Source organism: Mycobacterium sp., assembly GCF_049647605.1.
Lineage (GTDB): Bacteria > Actinomycetota > Actinomycetes > Mycobacteriales > Mycobacteriaceae > Mycobacterium.
The window spans coordinates 1-19,528 of sequence record NZ_JBARXZ010000039.1 but is presented as its reverse complement, the minus strand read 5'-3'; the positions used below and the strand labels follow the sequence as shown (position 1 = coordinate 19,528).

Annotated in this window: 15 protein-coding genes; 5 read left to right on the top strand and 10 right to left on the bottom strand. The window is 66.4% G+C overall.

Annotated features, from left to right (window positions below):
* The 3 genes from WBB07_RS05500 to WBB07_RS05490 all read right to left on the bottom strand — a co-directional run bounded on the left by WBB07_RS05500 (position 1) and on the right by WBB07_RS05490 (position 8,000).
* Positions 1 to 3,324, bottom strand: a complete 3,324-nt coding sequence (locus WBB07_RS05500; RefSeq protein WP_526305565.1) for a UvrD-helicase domain-containing protein — start codon at positions 3,322 to 3,324, stop codon at positions 1 to 3.
* The gene (gene recC / locus WBB07_RS05495) at positions 3,324 to 6,620 is read right to left on the bottom strand and encodes an exodeoxyribonuclease V subunit gamma (RefSeq protein ID WP_526305525.1); all 3,297 of its coding nucleotides are present in this window, start codon (positions 6,618 to 6,620) and stop codon (positions 3,324 to 3,326) included. The genes WBB07_RS05500 and recC overlap by 1 nt, the downstream gene beginning before the upstream one ends.
* A 75-nt stretch (positions 6,621 to 6,695) precedes the next feature.
* A complete protein-coding gene (locus WBB07_RS05490) occupies positions 6,696 to 8,000 on the bottom strand; it encodes a cytochrome P450 (protein ID WP_526305523.1) in 1,305 nt (434 codons plus the stop codon).
* Between the two features lie 201 nt (positions 8,001 to 8,201).
* Between WBB07_RS05490 and WBB07_RS05485 the strand changes: the two genes are divergently transcribed.
* Positions 8,202 to 8,759 (top strand): hypothetical protein, encoded by a 558-nt coding sequence (locus WBB07_RS05485; protein WP_526305521.1) that lies wholly within the window; start codon positions 8,202 to 8,204, stop codon positions 8,757 to 8,759.
* Here the strand turns inward: WBB07_RS05485 and WBB07_RS05480 are convergent.
* Positions 8,756 to 9,217, bottom strand: a complete 462-nt coding sequence (locus tag WBB07_RS05480) for an SRPBCC family protein (RefSeq protein WP_526305519.1) — start codon at positions 9,215 to 9,217, stop codon at positions 8,756 to 8,758. The two genes, WBB07_RS05485 and WBB07_RS05480, sit on opposite strands and share 4 nt — an antisense overlap.
* Before the next feature lie 30 nt (positions 9,218 to 9,247).
* A complete protein-coding gene (locus WBB07_RS05475; protein ID WP_526305563.1) occupies positions 9,248 to 10,540 on the bottom strand; it encodes a maltokinase N-terminal cap-like domain-containing protein in 1,293 nt (430 codons plus the stop codon).
* A gap of 67 nt (positions 10,541 to 10,607) precedes the next feature.
* Here WBB07_RS05475 and WBB07_RS05470 point away from each other — a divergent pair, with 67 nt between their 5' ends.
* Entirely contained in the window at positions 10,608 to 11,294 is a 687-nt protein-coding gene (locus tag WBB07_RS05470; RefSeq protein ID WP_526305517.1) for a FadR/GntR family transcriptional regulator, read from the top strand.
* An 85-nt stretch (positions 11,295 to 11,379) separates the two neighbouring features.
* Here WBB07_RS05470 and WBB07_RS05465 read toward each other — a convergent pair whose 3' ends face one another.
* The 5 genes from WBB07_RS05465 to WBB07_RS05445 form a co-directional block, all read right to left on the bottom strand.
* A complete protein-coding gene (locus WBB07_RS05465; RefSeq protein ID WP_526305515.1) occupies positions 11,380 to 12,432 on the bottom strand; it encodes an ABC transporter ATP-binding protein in 1,053 nt (350 codons plus the stop codon).
* Positions 12,429 to 13,208 carry an ABC transporter permease gene (locus tag WBB07_RS05460; RefSeq protein WP_526305513.1) on the bottom strand — a complete coding sequence of 260 codons (780 nt, stop codon included), beginning with the start codon at positions 13,206 to 13,208 and terminating at the stop codon, positions 12,429 to 12,431. The genes WBB07_RS05465 and WBB07_RS05460 overlap by 4 nt, the downstream gene beginning before the upstream one ends.
* On the bottom strand, positions 13,205 to 14,071 hold the full coding sequence (locus WBB07_RS05455) for an ABC transporter permease (protein ID WP_526305511.1): 867 nt from the start codon (positions 14,069 to 14,071) through the stop codon (positions 13,205 to 13,207). The genes WBB07_RS05460 and WBB07_RS05455 overlap by 4 nt, the downstream gene beginning before the upstream one ends.
* A 1-nt stretch (position 14,072) precedes the next feature.
* Positions 14,073 to 15,227 (bottom strand): ABC transporter substrate-binding protein, encoded by a 1,155-nt coding sequence (locus WBB07_RS05450; RefSeq protein WP_526305509.1) that lies wholly within the window; start codon positions 15,225 to 15,227, stop codon positions 14,073 to 14,075.
* Positions 15,228 to 15,386: 159 nt separating this feature from the next.
* Complete coding sequence (locus WBB07_RS05445) at positions 15,387 to 16,367, bottom strand: alpha/beta hydrolase (protein ID WP_526305507.1); 981 nt, start codon at positions 16,365 to 16,367, stop codon at positions 15,387 to 15,389.
* A gap of 252 nt (positions 16,368 to 16,619) precedes the next feature.
* On the opposite strand from WBB07_RS05445, the gene WBB07_RS05440 reads away from it, so the two are divergent.
* Genes WBB07_RS05440 through WBB07_RS05430 form a run of 3 tightly spaced genes read left to right on the top strand, consistent with a single transcriptional unit; the run spans position 16,620 to position 19,428 of the window.
* Positions 16,620 to 17,240, top strand: a complete 621-nt coding sequence (locus WBB07_RS05440; RefSeq protein WP_526305505.1) for a TetR family transcriptional regulator — start codon at positions 16,620 to 16,622, stop codon at positions 17,238 to 17,240.
* 32 nt (positions 17,241 to 17,272) lie between these two features.
* On the top strand, positions 17,273 to 18,862 hold the full coding sequence (locus tag WBB07_RS05435; protein WP_526305504.1) for a phytoene desaturase family protein: 1,590 nt from the start codon (positions 17,273 to 17,275) through the stop codon (positions 18,860 to 18,862).
* A 32-nt stretch (positions 18,863 to 18,894) separates the two neighbouring features.
* Complete coding sequence (locus WBB07_RS05430) at positions 18,895 to 19,428, top strand: alpha/beta hydrolase (protein ID WP_526305502.1); 534 nt, start codon at positions 18,895 to 18,897, stop codon at positions 19,426 to 19,428.
* The last annotated feature ends 100 nt before the right edge of the window (positions 19,429 to 19,528 follow it).

Sequence of the window (19,528 nt, the reverse complement as noted above, 5' to 3'; positions counted from 1 at the left end):
TCACGACGGTCCCCTGTCCAGCAGATCCGATATCGCCACCACCAGGTCGGCCGGGGGCTGCCAACTGAACACCCCGGCCGGATGTCCGTCGAACAGCGGGGTCTGCGGTCCGCACATCCCGCGCAGAAACAGATACTGCACCCCGCCGAGGTGCTGTTGGGGCCGGTAGCCGGGCTGGCGCCACCGCAAAAACCTGTGCAGCACAACGCAGTACAACAACGCCTGCAGCGGATAGTCGGAATGCAGCATGGCCTGCGCCAACTGCTTCGGTGCATAGTCGGCGGCGGTCAGAACCCGCCCGGGCTCACCCAACCGGTTCGTCTTGTAGTCGACCACCAGGTACCGGGGCCCGTCGGCGTCCCGGATCCGCAACACGGCATCGATCGATCCGGTCAGATAGCCCCGCAGCGTCTGCGCGCCCAGCCCGGACTCCCGCAGCCTCGAGGAGTACGTCACCAGCGGGTCATCGGTGGGCAGATGCCGCCGCAACAGCTCTCCGACATCCGACAGCGTCGATTCCACTGCCGCATCACCAAAATCGCCACCGGCCAAGGGGATCTCGAAGTCCAACTCACACAGCCGGTCGGTCATGGCCACGTCCCGCAGAGTGGCACCCGGCGCCAACGGCCCCAGCGGGGTGCCGTGGACGGCGACCAGAGCCACCGCAATATCTTCCGGCGCAGCCTCGACCGGCCACCACGCACTGTGTTCACCGACCTCGGCGACGAACTCACCTGCGAGGTCGGCAGCGGCCGGGTCGGCGGTCTCGAGCACCGCGTGCACCAGGGAGCCGAACGCGGTGCCACCGGGCAGGGTATCCATGGGTGAGATGACGTCGGCTCCGGCACCGGCAGCTCCGGGCGTCACCGGGATATCCTCTACCTCATCGTCTTTCGGGCCGTTCTCGGGTTCACTGCCGACGCCGGGCACCTCAGGACCGGCGCCCGCCCGGATCAACGCCGAATACGAGGTGCGCCGCCAGCCGGTGTCGATGCCACGATGGAAGTGCCGTACCGCCAGACCGGTGGGCAACTCGGTGGACGGAATCGCAGGCGCCGTCACCACCACCGAATCCTCCACGGCGGGACCGCCTTCGGCAGACCATTCGGCAAAACACTGCCGGGCGTCGTCATCGGAGATTCCCCGCCGACACGCATCCGGCACGTCGGCATCCCCGCGTCGGCGCCCACGTAACAGCCGGGACAACCCGGCATTGACCTCATCGCGGGTGGGTGCCCACCACGCCACGACCTGCGACTGTGCCCGGGTGAGGGCAACATAGGCCAACCGCAGCCGTTCCTGCGTCTCCTCGGCACGTGCGGCATCGGCCGCGTCATAGAAATCCTCGGCGGTCTGACCGCCGATGTGCAGACACCTCCGGCCCCGCTCGTCGTGGTAGGCCACCACATCCGGAGTGCCGACATAACGGTTGAAGTGGAACGGCAGGTACACGATCGGGAACTGCAGCCCCTTGCTGGCCCACACAGTCATGATCTGTACGCCGGCGGCGTCGCTGTCGAGACGCCGGTTCCGTTCGGCGCCGCGGGCCCCGGACTGTGCTTCGACGCAGCGCTCCCGCAGCCAATCGCGCAGCGCCGGAACCCCGAGACGCTGCTCGTGGGCCACATCGAGCAGCAGCTCACAGACATGTGCCAGATCGGTCATCAGGCGTTGCCCGCCGCGGCGGGCGAGTACCCGCTTGCTCATCCCGGCGACATTGGCGGCCTCGAACACCGCCGCCACACTGCGCTCCCGGGCATGATCTGCCCACTGGCGCAACACATCGGCGACCTCATCGGTCAACGCGTCGTCACCACGGGCCAGGTCTTCGATCGCGCAACCGAAGAACGACGTGACCGCGGCGGCGCGGACCAACCCGCTGCGGTGGGTCTGATCGAACGCGGTGAGCAGCGTGAGCCATTCTCCGGCGGCTTCCGAGGAGAAGATGTTGGAGTCTCCGGTGTACACGGCGGGCACCCCGATCTCGGTGAGGGCACCGTGACAGCGGCGGGCATCGGCGTGGCTTTCCACGATCACCGCGATATCCCCGGCACACAGGGGCCGGCCGTCGAACGTGGCGCCGGAGACCAGCGTCGCCGCAATATCGGCTGCCATGTCGGCCACAATATGCTTGCGCGCCTCGTCGATCGGGATGTCCTTGTTACGTGAGTATCCCAGCGTGGCTCGACTCACCACCCGCAGCCGGAACGGCGCACTACTGGGCGTTCCCGACAACCTGCTGCCCTGATTCGCCGCGTCCACCTCGTGGACGACGATCTCCGGGCTGCCCAATTCCGCACCGGAAAGCACCGTCTGCACACCGGCGACCAGATGACTGTCGCTGCGCCAGTTGGTCGCCAACGTGAATTTTGTTCCCGCGGTGCGCGACGCATCGAGGTAGGCGTCGATATCGCCACCGCGGAACGCATAGATGGCCTGCTTGGGATCACCGATCAGGATCAAGGTGGCATACCCGCGGAACGCCCGGTCGACCACCTGCCATTGCACCGGATCGGTGTCCTGGAATTCGTCGATCATCACGATCCGCCAGCGGCGCCGCATCCGCTCGCGCGCCGGTGAATCCTCGGGTTCCAGCGCCTCGGCCAGCCGCGACAGCAGATCGTCGAAGTGCAGGATGCCCAGCCGACGCTTCCGGATTTCCAGCTCTTCCAACACTTCCCGGGCAAATTCCAGCCGAACCTCGGCGATCGATCCGGACTTCGGTGTGGTGGGCCGTAATTCGGTGCCCGCTTTGTCCACCACCTCGGTGGCCAGCCGCAGTGCGTCGGCCCGGTCGAACGCCGGCACCGCTGCCTGTCCGCCGAACCGGCGTAGGTAGACATCGTCGACAATCTCTCCGACCAGGTCTCCGAGATCCTCGACCAACCTCACCCCGGCGTCGCTGTCACCGGCGACGCCCAGCGATTTCAACACCAGCGCGCAGAACTCGTGGGTGGTGGCGATGGTAGCGGAATCGAACTGCGCCAACGCATCCCGCAGTCTGATATGCCGCTGCTGCCGTTCGGGCTCGGCGCCTCGCAGCAGGTGAGCGATCAGCTCGTTGTCTGGTGTCGGCGCCTCCCCGCACGTCTCGAACGCCCCTACTGCCGCCACGATCTGGTCGCGGACACGTTCGCGCAGTTCGGCGGTCGCGGCGCGACTGAACGTGATGAGAAGCATGTCATCGAGGGTGGCGTGCCCCTCTGCGAGGTAGCGGGTGACCAGTCCGGCAAGCACAAATGTCTTGCCGGTGCCCGCGCTGGCCTCGAGCACGGTCGTCGAACCCGGAGACGGCAACTCTCCGAGCAGATCGAAACGCCCGATCATCGGCCCCGCCTCCGTTCGGCCTGCAACAACGGTAGCCAGAGACGGGCCGCGAACGCGCCCAGCCGGGTGTCCTCACCCGGCATCTCCTCACCCGGGCGGGGCGGAGTCAGCAATGATTCGAACGGCGCGGGCGGGCCACCCCATACCCGCACATTGGCCGCCTCATCCTGATCGCCACCGTACTTGCTGCGCCACGTCCGGCCCGCCGCCTGCCAGGGATCACGACCACGGGACCGGTTCTCCGCCCACGCATACGACGTCTTGATCGGCAGCGGCAGCGGCTCACGACAGCCGGCGTCATACAGTGCCACAAGATCTTTCAGAACCTCGGCGGGATCCGGCGGGAGCCCGAGGACGCGGGTCAGCACCCCCTCGCCACTGCGGCCGATGCAGACCGCGGACCAATCGACAGCGGGCTGCGCGACGGCCAACGCCAGGATCCGCACCCAGGGCTCCAGCAGATGCCGCCCATCGAGACGGGAGAACGTCGTGGTCACCACGGAGGCACCATGCACCGGGGTCACCGTGCCGGCCAGCCGCCGGTTACCGCCGAGTGCGACATCAACATCCACCGCCACCGGCGTGACCGCCCGGTACGGCGCCTCAGCCTGGGCGAGTACGTCGGCCTGATCACGAATCTCTTTGGCCAGCCGCCAGCCGAGCTGACCCGGCGGGAGGGTGCCGCGCCGCCATTCGGCGTTGAGCACCCAATTGCGATCCTTGCCGCGCCGCAGATCCGACAGCATCTGCTCACCCACCTGCCACTTCTGCAGGCCGTCCAGTTCGATCGGCATCGCGTCGGAGAGCACCTCCTCCTCACGCGGCAGTGCCATCTCCAGCGTGCGGAAGAACCCGCGCACCGGGTTCTTCACGAAGGCGATGAGATCACCCAGGGCCACATCGCCGTCCGGCGCAGCCAGCAGCGGGCCTTGGGGGAACGGCGGTGTGTCGACCTGCTCCCCGGCGGCGGCCCGGGCGGCAGTCAGCACCGTCGGATCGAAGGTGAAGGGTGTCGGAACACCCAGCCCGCCCGGAGTGACATTACGAATATCAAAGGGCTGCAACGGATGTTCCACCACAACCCGGTGCCGGACGCCGGCCCCGGTGGTTTGGTCGAGGACGTCGAGAACCTCGGCCAGCGGCACCGCCGGCGGACGGCGATGCCCACTGTGTTCGTCGGCGCCGGTGTAGGTGATCACCAGTTTCTCCGTCGCCGACATCACCGCGTCCAGAAACAACTGGCGATCCTCGGACCGGACGTCGCGCTCGCCGGTCATCGGGCGGCGCGCCAGCACATCGTCCCCGTCGGCGAGGTCGATCCTCGGGAACACGCCGTCATCGAGTCCGACCAGGCACACCACCCGGTGCGGAATCGAGCGCATCGGAACCATGGTGCAGACCGTCAAGGTGCCGGTGCGGAAATTCGCCCGAGTCGGCCGGCCGGCCAACTGGCGATCCAGTAGCGCCCGAATATCGCTGAGCTGCAACGGTGTCGATTCGAAGCGGCCGGCGTTGGCGATGATCTCGGTGAACTCACGGTCGAGCTGACCGGTCTGCCAGCCGTCGCTGCCGTCGGCGCGGGTCAACAGGCCCACCCCGTCACGCAGAGTGCCGATCCAGTCACGCAGCGGCCCGGTACCCGCCAAGGCGTCGATCACCGCGGCCAGCCGGTCGACGAACTCCGCCAGTCGGCCCGCCAACTCCACCTTGTTGCTGCCCACATCGTCGAGGGGGAGGGTGGTGTCCAGCCAGGCCTGCGCGTCGTCGGACATCGCCACCCCGGCCAGCACCCGATCGATCCCGAACCGCCAGGTGTTCTGGACGTAGTTGTCCAACCCGAACCGCTTGCGGTGCTCCTTGTCTATCCCCCAACGGATCCCGGCATCACGCACCCACGCGGTGATCGATTCGAGGTCATCGTCGGTGAACCTGAATCGGGCGCGTACCGGCGCAGCTTCGGCGAGGTTGAGCACCGCGCTTGCGGTGGCGCGCCCGTCGGCCAGGGCCAGCACCTGGGCCGCCACCCCCAGCAGCGGGTTGGTCTGCACCAGTGCCCGGTCGGCCAGCTTCACCCGGAGCCGGTGCGCCGGGTGGCGGTCACCGACCACCTCGCCGAGGCCGAACCCGGCGACGATCAGCGGCGCGTAGTTCTCGATGTCCGGGCACATCACCAGGATGTCGCGTGGCTCCAGCGACGGGTCGTCGGCCAGCAGACCGAGCAGGACGTCACGCAGCACGTCGATCTGACGGCCCGGGCTGTGACAGCTGTGCACCTGCACCGACCGATCCTCGTCGGACAGGGACCGGCCGTCGGCACTGACCGCATTGGCCGCGATGTCGGACTGCAACCATCCCAGCAGGGTGTCCGGCCGCGGCCGGGCACCACCGATGTGGTCATCGTGGGTGGCGGCGGGCAGACTGCGGCGCAGCTCGCGCACGTCGCGGCCCAGCGTCGTCAGGATCGGATGCGCCGCGTTCAGGTGAGAGTTGTCGTCGGCCCGTGGGATCGCCCCCCGGGTGCCGGTGAAGTCTCGCCACAGCGCATCGCTGGCGTGGGGTAGCCACAGATGCAGATCGTGATGGGTCGACAGGGCTTCGAGGAGGTCGATGTCGGTGGCCGAGAGCCGGGTATGGCCGAACAGTGACAGCCGCTCGGGCAGTTCGGCCGGGGCGGTACGCAGCCGGGTCAGGGCCTGTTCGTGGCGTAGTGCAGGGCTGATGGCCGACACCCGCTGTGTCACGGCCCGCCACAGCTGCGGCTGCCAGCTCAAGTCCGGGTCCAGGACGGCTCCGGCACCGTCGGTATCGGCGCCGTCGGCCCAGTCCGCCAGCATTCGGGGCCGTTGCGCGGCGTAGGAGGCGAACAACCCGGCCAGCCGGCGGGCGGTGGCGTAGCGGCGTCCCTTGCGCAGGGTCGCTTCCTCGCCGGAGGCGAAGTGCCCCAGGTGGGCGGCCAGGGTCGCGCACCAGGGTTCGTCGAGTTGGGTGTCGATCACATCGAGCAACGGCCACACCAGCACGTCGGGTGCCCACGGGTCTTGGTCGGCGGTGCCGGTGATCTCGGCTATCAACGTCCGCGGCGACCTGAACACCACACCCGCGCAGACCCCGTCCTGGCCGGTGCTGCGGCCCAGCACGTGCGACAGCCGCTGGCTCAGCCAGCGCTCGACACCGCGCGCCGGGACCAGCACAAGATCCTCGGCAAAAGGGTCGGGCAGCGGTGTGGACAGCAGTACCCCGAGCCCATCGGCGAGCAGATCGGTCCGCTCGGCACGGTGGATGTGAAACGCCACTGGTTCCTTTCAGCGCGAGTGCCGATACCCGACACACCGCCCCCTAACGTACAAAACCGGGCGTCTGGCCACCTGTCAGGCCGGTGGGCTCCACGCCACCGGCAGCCGTTTGATGCCGTGCACAAACGCCGACTGCAGAATCGCCGGCTCTTGAACAGCAACGATATCGGGGACCATCCGGTGCAGTTCCTCGAAGGCGACCCGGATCTCGCGGCGCGCCAGATTGGCGCCCAGGCAGAAGTGGGCGCCGCCACCGCCGAACCCGACCTGCGGGTTCGGGTCCCGCCGCACGTCGAACATCCAAGGGTCGACGAACTTGTGTTCGTCCCGGTTCGCCGAGGCGTACCACAGGGACACCTTGTCGCCGGCTTTCATCGAGACGCCCCGCATCTCGACATCCTGGGTCAGGTTGCGTCGCATGAAGATGATCGGCGAGGCCCACCGGACGATCTCCTCCACCGCGGTGGCGGCGACACCGTCGAAGTCGTCCCACCAGGCCTGGCGTTGTTCGGGATACCGCGACAGCGCCACCATGCCGTGGCTGATGGCGTTGCGGGTGGTCTCGTTGCCGGCCGCCGACAGCAGGATGAAAAACGATGCGATCTCCGCTGAGGTGAGCCGTTCTCCGTCGACTTCCGCCTGTACCAGATTGGTTGCCAGATCATCGGCCGGATGCGCCCGCCGGTCCTCGGCCAAGGCGACTCCGTACGCGGCGAGATCGGACGCCACACAGACGATTTCGTCGAAGTCGTGGGCCACTTCCGGATCGCCGACGCCGAGCAGCACCGAGGTCCAGTGAAAGATCTGCGGCTCGTCTTGTGCCGGGATGCCCATCATGTCGCAGATGATCTGCAGCGGCAGCGGCCCGGCCACCGCAGTGACAAAATCGGCCTGTCCGTCCGGATGGTCGCGAATCATGTCACCGACCAACGCGCGCGCCCGGTCGTGCACGCTCTGTTCGATCCGGCCCACCACCTTGGGAGTGAAAGCGCGGTTGACGATGGACCGCAGCCGCTGATGCCGGGGGTCGTCGAGGTTGATCATCGAGCCCAGGAACTCGGCGAGTTCCACCGCGGTGTCGATGAGCGACGTGCTGGTGGGAACGGAGCTGAAGATCTCCGGGTGCCGGCTCGCGTGGTGGACGTCGTCGTACGACGCCAGCGCCCAGTGGCCGGGGCCGGCGGGAAACCCCTCGATTTTGGGCACCTCGAAGAACGTGATGGGGGATTCGCGGCGCAGGGTGGCAAACGCGCCATCGCGGACGTCATCATCGAGCGCCCAGAACTTCAGCGAGCCGAGGTCGATGTCGGCCAGCGGCATCGCGGGCGGTGCCACCCCGTTTCGGCGGTGTGCGATCCCCGGAAGAACAGTTGTGGCCATGGCTACCCCCTCGCCCGAAAGTGTGACATTGGTCACTACTGCACGTCTAGAGTGCACGTCTACCCCACTTTCGCCACACCAGTAACACCAGCGAGCGCGCACTTTTGTCCACAAATGTCGGCGTGTCACCGACCAAACACGCGCGCTCGCGTGTAGTGGGATCGGGAGACAATTGCGGCGCGGTCTGAGTACCTTCAACGCATGACGCCCCGCCTGCGACGCCAGGAGCGCAGCCTCGTTGCACTCGGTGTGACCGTCATGGTCGTCGCGGCCTCCGTTGTCGGGGTCAGCGCACTGCACCGGGCCCGCGTCGCATTCGACGACCAGCACGCCCGCAACTTCGCCGTCGGCGACTGCGTGGTGGTGCCCTCATCGAAGCCCAACGAGGTGCGGGCGAAACGCGCGTCCTGCATCGAAGATCCGAGCTACACCATCGGCGCCACCACCACGGCCGCCGGCGCCTGCCCGAGCCTGGAATACCAGCGCTTCGCCGTCGATGTCGCCGACGAGATGACGGCAACCCTGTGTCTGGTGCCCAATCTTGTTGCCGAACACTGCTATCTGATGCTGATGCCCGTCGGCGCCCTGCAACTCGCCGATTGCAAGAACACCGCGATAGATCCCGGGCGCGGAGTACTGGTGCAGGTCAACCAACGACTCGACGTCCACGACCAGCAGGCCTGCCCCAATCTGGGCAATCAGTACGTGTGGCCGTATCCCTCACCCAAGCGCACCTACTGCACGGAAACCGTTCTCTAGGAAGATTTCTCCACTTCGGCCTTGATCCGGTTGAGAGTGGTCGTCATATCGCGTTTGTTGCGCCGGGTCCGCAGTTGGCCGCCGAGAACGCCGAACACCGTCGCCAGTATCGACTCCGTCATCCGAAACGACTCCGTGACATCGGTGCCCCCACCGGGAGCCGGGGCAAACGCGTAATGCCAATTGTTGACCGACCTGTCACCGACGAGCACTTCGAACCCGAACTCCCGGCCCGGTTCACACGCAGTCACCCGACAGGTGGTCCAGTACACCGGCCCGATCTCGTTGCGGCGGACATGACCGCGGAACTTGGCCCCCACGGTCGGGCCGGACGCGCCATCCAGCCATTCGGATTCGAACACCTCCGGCGAGAACCGGCCGGTATTGCGGACATCGGAGACAAGATTCCACACCTCATCGGCCGGGGCATTCATGTGGACAGTCACCGAAGCATGCATAGCGCGATCATAAGCGCGCGCGGCCTCAGATCACCCAGATGTCAGCGTCGCGATCGACCGCAGTGGGATCGGCAGCCAGTCCGGCCGGTAGCGGGCCTCGTAAGCCGCCTCGTACACCGCCTTGTCCAATTCATAGGCGGCCAGCAGGGCCGACTGCTCTTCCGGATCGGTGCCGGTCCCGGTCGCGTAACCGCGGCAGAACGCGGTGCGGTTGCCCTCGATCCAGGCCTGTGCCATCGCGAGCGCATCCTCGGCGAACCCCGTTCCCACCAACGGCTGATATGCCGCGTATTCGTACGACCGCAGCATGCCGGCGACGTCGCGGATCGGTGAGTCCGGCCGGCGCCGCTCCTCCAGCGGGGCACCGGGCTCACCTTCGAAGTCGATCAGTAGCCAGCCCTGCGGCGTCCGCAGCACCTGGCCCAGATGCAGATCTCCATGCATCCGTTGCACCGTCATCGGCACCCCGGCCAGCTCGCGGAACCGGCTCTCAACGGCCCCGGTGTACGGCGCCAGATCCGGCACTTGCGCTACCGCGGCCGCCAACCGGCCCAACGCGATGTCGACCGGGAATTCAGCTGTAGCGCAACCGAGTTCATCCGACAATGCCCGATGCACCGAGGCCACCGCCGCACCCAGCAGGTAGGTTTCGTCGGTCAGGTCGGCCCCGGCCTCACCGCCGTACAACGCGTGCGAACTCGACGTCGCCATATCCCAGCCCTCGACGGCGCCGGCCGCAAAATCGGTGACCATGCCCAGCGGGCACGGCCGGCCATCCCACACCGTCTCGTAGGCCCCGAGCAGCCGAGCCACATTCGGGTTGCCCACCCGGCCCAATACCCGGTTGATCTCGATATCAGGATTGATCCCGGGGCTGACGCGCCGAAACGCCTTGAACATCGCCTGATCACCGAAGATGACGCTGGTGTTGCTCTGCTCGGCCGAGGACACCTTCGCGGTGGCCTCGACGGGCAACTGCGCCTGCGGTTCCCGCACGAAGGTGACATCGCCGCATCGGGCCGACGAATCGATCAGCGACAGCAGCCAGGACGCCGCCGCCGGGTCGTGCAGCCCGTCGTACCCGGTACGGCCCCCGGCAACTCCGATCGTGACGGCATCGACACCGGCCAGCACCTCGGAATCCCACACCACCAGCACCTGGTAGCGCTCACCGGGTCCGTCGGCGTACACCGCGTCGAGCAGCACCAGGTCCAGGTCATCCCGCAGCGATGTCACCGCCCCCGGCCGCGCCGAGATCAAGGTGCGATTACGGCCGGCATACCAGCGTTGTTTCGGCAGCCAGTCATCGAAGAGCAGATCCACAGAAGACATCGTTGCAACAATTACCCGAACCCGCGCAAGCTCAATCGGCGCCGGTACAGTTCGCCACGTGCGTGCCACCGAGATCGTCCTGCGGTTCATCGAGCAGCAGCTCGAGACCGGGGAACTCCTGGTCGGTATGAGGCTGCCCGGCGAACGTGGATTGGCCGAGCAGCTCAACGTGTCCCGTGGTTCGGTCCGCGAAGCCCTACAGGTGCTGGCCGCCATGGGAGTGGTACGCCGGTCCGTCGGCTCCGGCCAGGACGCCGGCGCCATCCTGATCGCCGAGCCGGCGGCACCGCTGGACGCGGCACTGCGCCTGCACGTGGCAACCCGCGCCTTCCCCGTCGCCCAGGTGGTCGAAACCCGGGTGCTGCTCGAATCCTGGTCGGTGTCGCGCGCAGCAGCCATCCCCGACGCGCCGCTGGACGACGTACGACAACTGCTCGCCCAGATGGACGATCCGGATATCGACGTCCACGAGTTCCTCCGGCTGGACGCGGATCTGCACGTCGCGATCGCCGCCCTGTCCGGCAATGCGGTGGTGGCCCAGATGATGGCGTCGCTGCGCGGCTCGATCGAAAGCTACGTACTGGCCGCCGTCCCCCAGATCCGGGACTGGCCGACACTGATCGACAAGCTGCGCCGGGAACACCACCAGGTGGTCGACGCCATCGAACGCTCCGAGGTCGACGAGGCCACCCTGGCCGTCACCCGGCACATCCACGAGTTCTACGAGTGCTCGGGACTCGGCTAGCCCGGTCGACGAGCCGGGGAGGGACGAGCCGGGGAGAGGGCCGGGCTCAAACTCGGCTAGCCCGGTCGACGAGAGAGGGCCTCGCTCAATCAGCCACCACCAGCACCGGCACCGCATCCACGCCCACCGTCACCCGGTCACCCGGACTGAACTGCTGGGCCGCCGAGCTGGGCATTTGGGCGACAACAAGCGCGCCGTCGGCCAGCGTGGTGCTGACCCGTGACACCGGCCCCAGGAAAGCCACCGCCGTCACCGCCGACGTACCCTCGGAATCCGGTCGCACGGTCACCGATTCGGGCCGCACCATCGCCATCCCTCTGCCGGCGCCGACGGAACCGGCCAGCGCGGGCATGCTCGTGCCCAACACCCTGGCAGTGCCGCCGTCCACCTGTGCGGTCACCTTGTTGTTGAGGCCCACGAATTCAGCGACGAACGGGGTGGCCGGGTTGGTGTACAGCTGTGCCGGCGCGGCGATCTGCTCGAGCTTGCCGTGGCTCATCACCCCGACCCGGTCCGCGACCGCCAGGGCCTCCTCTTGATCATGGGTGACAAACAAGGTGGTGGTCCCGACCTCGAGCTGGACCCGCCGGATCTCCTCACGCAGCTGCACCCGGACCTTGGCATCCAGCGCCGACAGCGGCTCGTCGAGCAGCAGCACCCTGGGTTCGATGGCCAGCGCCCGCGCCAACGCCACCCGCTGCTGCTGGCCGCCCGAGAGCTGGTTGGCAAATTTATGGGCATGATCGGTCAGCCCGACCAGCTCCAGCATTTCCATGGCACGAGAAACTCTGTGCTGCTTGGCTTTTCCACGCAGCTTGAGGCCAAAAGCGATGTTGTCGACGACCGTCAGGTGTGGGAACAAGCTGTACGCCTGAAACACCATGCCCATGTCACGTTTGTTGGCCGGCGCCTTGGTGATGTCGTGGCCACCAACGGCGACCGTTCCCGTCGTCGGCTCATCGAGGCCGGCCAGAATCCGCAGCGCGGTGGTCTTCCCGCAGCCCGACGGCCCCAGCAGCGCCACCATCTCACCGGGCTCCAGATGCAGGGTCAGCCCGTCGAGCGCCTGCACCGATCCGTACGTGCGGGTCAGGTCGAACAAGTCGACCGCCACGCCTTGCTCTCGACCCGATCTCATGTTCCTCCTGACGGCGCGCGGCGCTTACGTCTCCCGACGAAGGACAGCGCGAGTAGCAGCACAAAACCGAACAACAACACCGCCAGCGAGGCCGCCACCGAGGTGGGGCCGTCGCTCTTGCCGATCGCCACGATCTGCACCTGCAAGGTGTTGTAGCCGGTCAACGATGCGATGGTGTATTCACCGAGGACCACTGCGATCGAGATGAACGACGCCGACAACACCCCCGACCACACATTCGGCACGATCACCCGGGTGATCGTGGAGAACCAGCCGGCCCCCAGTGAGCGGGCCGCTTCGGAGAGAGTCTGCAGATCGATCGACGACAGCGCCCCGTCGAGCGCACGGTAGGCAAACGGCAGCACCACAACGACGTAGACAAACGTCAACGTCAACGCCGATTCTCCCAAGAAGTAGGTGACCCACAGGTAGACGTTGCGCAGGCCCACCACGATCACCAATGCCGGAATCGTCAACGGCAGCAGGCACAGAAACTCGACCAGCCACTTGGCCCACGGCGCCCGCAGCCGCACCCAGATCATCGTCGGCAACAGCAGCGCCAACATCACCGCCACGGTGAACACCGCCAACAGCAGCGAGGTGATGATCGAATCGAAAAGAGCGTCGTCGGAGATCAGGTTCTGCCACGCCTGCAGTGTTCGCCCACCCTGCATGAGATTTCGGGTGGAGAAGTCCGCCATGGCGTACAGCGGGAACAGAAAGAACAAGCCGAACAACACCCAGAGCCCACCGCGAAAAGCCTTGCCGGTATTCATCGCAACCACCGCGAGGTACGTCGCACCAGCAAGTTGTAAGCCGTCATCACGATGGCCACCACAACGATCATCTCCAGCGCCAAGGCGTAGGCGAACCCGGACTGCCCCAGCACCACCTCACTGGTCAGTGACGCCCGGATCAACAGGGGCAGGATCGGGCTGCCCTGGCTGACCAGCGCCGCGGCGGTGGCATAGGCGGCAAAAGCGTTGGCGAACAACAGCAGCACCGCACCCAAGAACGCCGGCGCCAATAGCGGCACCGCAACCTCGCGCCAGTACTGCCAGGTCGAGGCCCCCAAACTGATTGCGGCCTCACGCCACTGCTCTCGCAACCCCTCGAGCGCGGGAAGGAACACGATGACCATCAGCGGAATCTGAAAGTAGGTGTAGACGAGGATGAGTCCACTCAGGCCGTACAACCAACCGCCACCGGCGAGGTTCCAGCCGAAGAGATCCACCAGCCACACCGTCAGCACTCCGTTGAGCCCGATGGTCGCCAGGAACGCAAACGCCAATGCCACCCCGCCGAACTGGGCCAGCACACTGCACAGCGACAGCGCCGCCCTCCGGAACGCCGACGTTGCCGGGCGGGCCACGATCAGCCACGCCAGCAGCGCCCCCAACACCGCTCCGATCACCGCGGTGCTGCCCGACAACAGCAGGCTGCGCCACAACGCGGACAACGCTGTCGGCGAGAACAGCGCAACCACCCGATCGGTCGTGAAGCCGTCGTCGTCGATGAAAGCACTGACGATGACCGTCGCCGTCGGGACGATCAGAAAGACCCCGACAAACGCGAAGAACGGCAGCAGCGGCAGCCCGTGACCCAACTGCCGCAGAACCTGCCGGTGAGGCGACGACATGTCAGCCGACCGCGGCGGCCCAGTTCTCGGCCAGGTACTTCGAGGCCGTGGCCGTCTGTTCCTGGGTCAGGATGGTGGTCGGGCCATCGATGGCAGGCAGCTGCCGCGCGGCCTCGGCGTCGATGGTCCCGGCTTGGATCATGGCGTCGGCGCGCACCGGGCGCACCCCACCCTCGGCGTAGAGGTTCTGGCCTTCGTCGCTGTAGAGGAACTCCTGCCACAGCCGTGCGGCCGCCGGGTGCGGGGCGTCCTTGTTGATGGCCTGGTAGTAGTAGCCGGCGACGGCGGCATCGTCGGGCACCACGGTCTGCCAGCTCGGCAGCTTCTTGGTCTCGTTGGCATTGAGGTAATTCCAGTCGATCACCACCGGCGTCTGCCCGGATTCGATGGTGGCCGGGGTCGGGTCGACGGGCAGGAAGTTGCCCGCCTCGTTGAGCTTGCGGAAGAACTCCACGCCGGGGGCGACGTCGTCGGCGGAGCCGCCCTGCGAGATCGCCACCATCACCACACCCGAGAACGCCGCTCCGGCCTGCGTCGGGTCACCGTTGAGTGCCACCTTGCCCTGGTACTCGGGCTTGAGTAGGTCGTCGACGCTTGCGATCGGGGGCACCTTGGCGGAGTCGAAACCGATCGACATGTAGCCGCCGTAATCGTTGACCCACCGACCGTCGCTGTCCTTGAGCTCCGCCGGGATCGAATCGAAGGTCTCGACCTGATACGGCGCGAACATCGCGGTGTTGGCCAGCGCCACGGACTGCCCGAGGTCGAACACGTCGGGCGCAGTGCTGCGGCCCTTCTGCTGGTTGGCGGCGTTGATCTCGTCCTGGCTGGACGCGTCGGGCTGCGCCGAGTTGACCTTGATGCCGTATTTGTCGCCGAAGGCGCTGATGAGGGCGCCATAGTTGGCCCAATCCGGCGGCAGCGCAATGACATTGAGTTCGCCCTCGGCCTTGGCGGCCTCGATCAGGCCCTCCATTCCGCCGAAATCCGCCGCCGACGTGGCAGCTGCGGCGTCGACGCCGGATTCGGTGCGCTGCTCACCGCCGCTGTCTTTCTCCGGCGGTGAGCACGCCGCCATCGCGACCACCACCGCTGTCGAGACACCGAGCGCACCGCATGCTCTGAACAAACGTCGTGGGGTCGAGGCAGATGTCATGGACGTACCTTCCGATGAGCAACCGACGGCATCGTGACACCTCGGTTGATCGCACCTGGCGTCTGAGTGAACGTAACCGGCGTACCGACTCCGCACATGCAAAATCCCCCGACATCCATGTTCTGGATGTCGGGGGATTCCACGATCAGTTCGGGTGAATCAGCCGAGCAGATGTGCCTGCAGGTCCGGCTTCATGGCCTGCAGCTCCCGGCCCCAGTACGCCCAGTTGTGCGTGCCGTTGTTCGGGAAGTTGAAGACACCGTTGTTGCCGCCGGCCGCGATGTAGTTGTCGCGGAAGGTCTCGTTGGTGCGGATGGTCAGGCCCTCCAGGAAGGTGGCGGGCAGGTCGCCGCCGCCGAGCTCGTTGGGCTGGCCGTTACCGCAGTAGATCCAGATGCGGGTGTTGTTGGCGACGAGCGTGGGGATCTGCAACATCGGGTCGTTGCGCTTCCAGCCACTGTTCGGGTCTTCGGTCCGGCCCCACATGTCGTCGGCACTGAAGCCACCGGCGTCACCCATGGAGATGTTGATCAGGAACGGCCACCAGCCTTCGGAGGGGTTCAGGAAGCCCGACATCGAGCTGGCATAGGTGAACTGGTTCGGGTGGTACGTCGCCAGGATCAGCGAGGCCGAGCCGGCCATCGACAGACCGATCGCAGCGTTGTTGGTGGCACGCACCTCACGGTTGGCGGCCAGCCAGCTCGGCAGCTCCGAGGTCAGGAAGGTCTCCCACTTGTACGTCTGCGTGGGCCCCTTGTTGCGGGCCGGGGCGTACCAATCGGCGTAGAAGCTCGACTGTCCGCCGACCGGCATCACGATCGACAGACCCGAATCGAGGTACCACTCGAAAGCCTGGGTGTTGATGTCCCAGCCGTTGAAGTCCTCCTGGGCGCGCAGACCGTCGAGCAGATACACGGCCGGTGAGTTCGGCCCGCCGCTCTGGAACTGCACCTTGATGTCCCTGCCCATCGACGGCGAGGGCACCATCAGGTACTCCACCGGAAGACCGGGACGGGAGAAGGCTCCCGCAGTGGCGGTCTGCCCGGTGACACCGAGCAGTCCGGGAAGGGCTGCCGAGGCCACCGCCGCGACGGTGAGGCGACGAGCCCAGTTGCCACGCATCTTCGAGAAGAATTTCATCAGTTGTTTTCCAGCCAATCTGTGCTTACGACTCTGTGTTTACGACCTTGCGCTCACGACTCAGCGGTCGCCGCGACTTCAACTTCAGACGTTTTCGTGTTCACACATGACACTCCCCTGCTGGGGACCCTACAGGGGACACCCAGCTCGCAATAGTGGACGCTAGCTGATAAAGGGCCACTTACGCGACCCATAATTTTGCCGAGTTCCGGCAAATGTGCCATCGAAGCCACCTCCGGTAGCGTGAGACCAATGGTCCGACCTGCACAAACAGTGCGTAGCGAGCGCACCCGCGAGGCTTTGCGACAGGCTGCGCTGGTGCGGTTCCTCGCCCAGGGAGTGGAGGCGACATCGGCCGAACAGATCGCGGCTGACGCCGGCGTCTCACTGCGCACGTTCTATCGGCATTTCACCTCCAAACACGATTTGCTGTTCTCCGACTTCGACGCGGGACTGCAGTGGTTCCGGGCGGCGCTGGCGGCACGCCCGGCCGGGGAACCGGTGCTGGCAGCGGTTACCGCCGCCATCGACGCCTTCCCGTACGACGCCGACGCGGTCACCAAGATCGCCGGCTTGCGCGCCGACGAACTGGACACCGAGCGCATCGTTCGCAACATCAGGCAGGTAGAAGCAGATTTTGCGATTGCCGTAGAGGCACATCTGACGCGCATCCAGCCCGACGGCGCCGAGCCCTCCGGGGATCGTCGGCTGCATCTCACGGTGGCCGCAAGGTGCATCGCCGCGGCGGTGTTCAGCGCCATGGAGCTCTGGATGGTCGGTGAGGACCGGTCCCTCCCCGAACTCTCCCGGCTGTGCCAAACCGCGCTGTCTTCTCTCGAAACCGGCATCGTCCACGACCTAGTTTCGTCATAATTGACAAAACTTGCGAGTGAAGGAGGGCTGCCATGCCCGATTCGAGGTCCCATTCGGACGACACCTTCGACGCGATCGTCGTCGGCGCCGGACACAACGGCCTGACAGCAGCGGCCATCCTGACGCAGGCCGGACTGCACACGGTCTGCCTGGACGCCAAGCTCTATGCCGGCGGCATGGCCTCGACGGTCGAACTGTTCCGAGAAGACGACGGCGGCTACCAGTTCGAGATAGCCGGCTCCCTGCAATTCCCCACCTCGCTGACCGTCAGCCAGGAACTCGGACTCGACACCCTGCCCACCGTCGACCTCGACGTCATGTCGGTATCGCTGCGCGGTATCGGCGACCCGCCCGTCATCTACTACACCGACCCGATGCAGCTGATGACGCACCTCAACGAGGTACACGGCGCCGAGGCCGTCAACGGCATGGCCGGCCTGATGGCCTGGAGCCTGGCTCCCACCCGAGCGCTCGGCCGCTTCGACGCCGGAGCGCCACCCAAGACCTTCGACCAGATGTACGCCTGCGCCACCAACGACTTTGAACGTGCCGGCATCAACGATCTGCTGTTCGCCTCCGTCTCCGACATCCTGGACCGCTACCTGCCGGACAAGGAGAAGCACGGCGCACTCCGCGGCATGCTGGCCTTCCTGGCCGTCAACACCACCTACCGGGGGCCGCAGACCCCAGGCAGCGCCGCCGCACTGGCCTACGGACTTGCAATTCCCGACGCCAACGCCACGCTGATGAAAAAGCTGCGTGGCGGTATCGGCGCGCTCACCACCCACCTGCGGGAATTATTGGAATCGGCAGGCGGACAGGTGCGGTTGCGCAGCCGGGTCGACCAGATCCTGGTCGCCGACGGCCGGACTCGCGGGGTTCGACTGGAGGACGGGTCGACGCTGACGGCACCGATCGTCATCTCCAGCCTGGCCCCCGACCTGACCGTCAACGGACTCGTCGACGCCGGGGCGCTGCCCGGCGAGGTGCGCGACCGGTTCGCCCGGATCGATCACCGCGGCAGCTATCTGCAGATGCACTTCGCCCTGGACGGCATCCCGGAGTTCGTCGAACCGTACGAACTGCTCAACGACCCCGCCATGCAGTCGGCGATCGGGCTGTTCAGCACTCCCGAGGAACTGCAGGAGCAATGGGAGGCCAGCCGCCGCGGAGTGGTGCCCGCCGATCCGGCGATCGCCCTGCAGATTCCCTCGGTCCACGATCCGGCGCTGGCACCCGAGGGCAAACACGCGGCGTCGGCGTTTGCGCTGTGGTTTCCGCTGTCCGGCAACTACGGAGACGCCAAGGCCGCCATGGGGCAGGCGGTGATCGACAAGATCACCCGCATCGCGCCCAACTTCGAGAGCCTGATCAGCCGACACACCACCTTCACGCCCAAGCACATGGGCACCATGTTCGGCGCCCCCGGCGGGGACTACTGCCATGGACTGCTGCACTCCGATCAGATCGGTATCAACCGGCCGGGTACCCGTGGCTATGTGGACCATCCACTGCCCATCGAAGGGCTGTATCTCGGCGGCGCCGGATGCCATGGCGGCCCAGGCATCACCTTCATCCCCGGATACAACGCCGCACATCAGGCGCTGGCCGATTCCCGATAGCCGGTTCGCTCGTCGCGGGCATACTGGTTTTCATGGGTAGCCCGCCGATCCTGTTTCTGCACAGCTTCTTCGGCCGCCCGTCGCTGTTCGGCCCGTGGCTCGACTACTTCACCGCTGCTGGCTACACCTGCCACGCCCCTGCCTTGCCCGGCCGTGACCCCTCCGACGACACCGTGCTGGCGCGCACCAGCATCGAAGATTGTCACGCCGTCGCGCTGTCGGCCTACGACGCCCTGGGCGAGCCGGCGATCGTGATCGGGCACAGCTTCGGCGGGCTGCTGGGACAGAAGGTGGCGGCCGCCCGTTCGCCCGCCGCCCTGGTGTTGTTGGCATCGATCCCGCCCGGTCCGTTGATTCCGCAGGTGTCGGTGTTGCACCATCTGGCGCCGCTGCTGCCCTCGATCCTGCGGGGACGCCCCTTCTTGCCGTCGGAGTCGACCCTGCGCTCGGTCCCCTTGAGCACGTTGTCGCGTTCCGAGCAGGATCTGTTGTTGCCGCGCCTGGTCCGGGATTCCGGCAAGGTGTTCCGCGAGATTTCACTAGTGGTCCGTCTGATTTTTAGCTGACTACTTGTTGGAGTTTTGTGCGTGCGCGTTGAACTTTGGCGAGGATGGATTCGGCTGTGGCCGTCCAGACGTAGGGCTTGGGATCGGCGTTGTGGGCGTT

Coding starts and splice junctions, on each gene's coding strand:
- WBB07_RS05490 (WP_526305523.1), bottom strand. CDS start 8,000: ATGGCCACAACTGTTCTTCCGGGGATCGCACACCGCCGAAACGGGGTG.
- WBB07_RS05485 (WP_526305521.1), top strand. CDS start 8,202: ATGACGCCCCGCCTGCGACGCCAGGAGCGCAGCCTCGTTGCACTCGGT.
- WBB07_RS05480 (WP_526305519.1), bottom strand. CDS start 9,217: ATGCATGCTTCGGTGACTGTCCACATGAATGCCCCGGCCGATGAGGTG.
- WBB07_RS05465 (WP_526305515.1), bottom strand. CDS start 12,432: ATGAGATCGGGTCGAGAGCAAGGCGTGGCGGTCGACTTGTTCGACCTG.
- WBB07_RS05460 (WP_526305513.1), bottom strand. CDS start 13,208: ATGAATACCGGCAAGGCTTTTCGCGGTGGGCTCTGGGTGTTGTTCGGC.
- WBB07_RS05455 (WP_526305511.1), bottom strand. CDS start 14,071: ATGTCGTCGCCTCACCGGCAGGTTCTGCGGCAGTTGGGTCACGGGCTG.
- WBB07_RS05450 (WP_526305509.1), bottom strand. CDS start 15,227: ATGACATCTGCCTCGACCCCACGACGTTTGTTCAGAGCATGCGGTGCG.
- WBB07_RS05445 (WP_526305507.1), bottom strand. CDS start 16,367: ATGAAATTCTTCTCGAAGATGCGTGGCAACTGGGCTCGTCGCCTCACC.
- WBB07_RS05440 (WP_526305505.1), top strand. CDS start 16,620: ATGGTCCGACCTGCACAAACAGTGCGTAGCGAGCGCACCCGCGAGGCT.
- WBB07_RS05435 (WP_526305504.1), top strand. CDS start 17,273: ATGCCCGATTCGAGGTCCCATTCGGACGACACCTTCGACGCGATCGTC.
- WBB07_RS05430 (WP_526305502.1), top strand. CDS start 18,895: ATGGGTAGCCCGCCGATCCTGTTTCTGCACAGCTTCTTCGGCCGCCCG.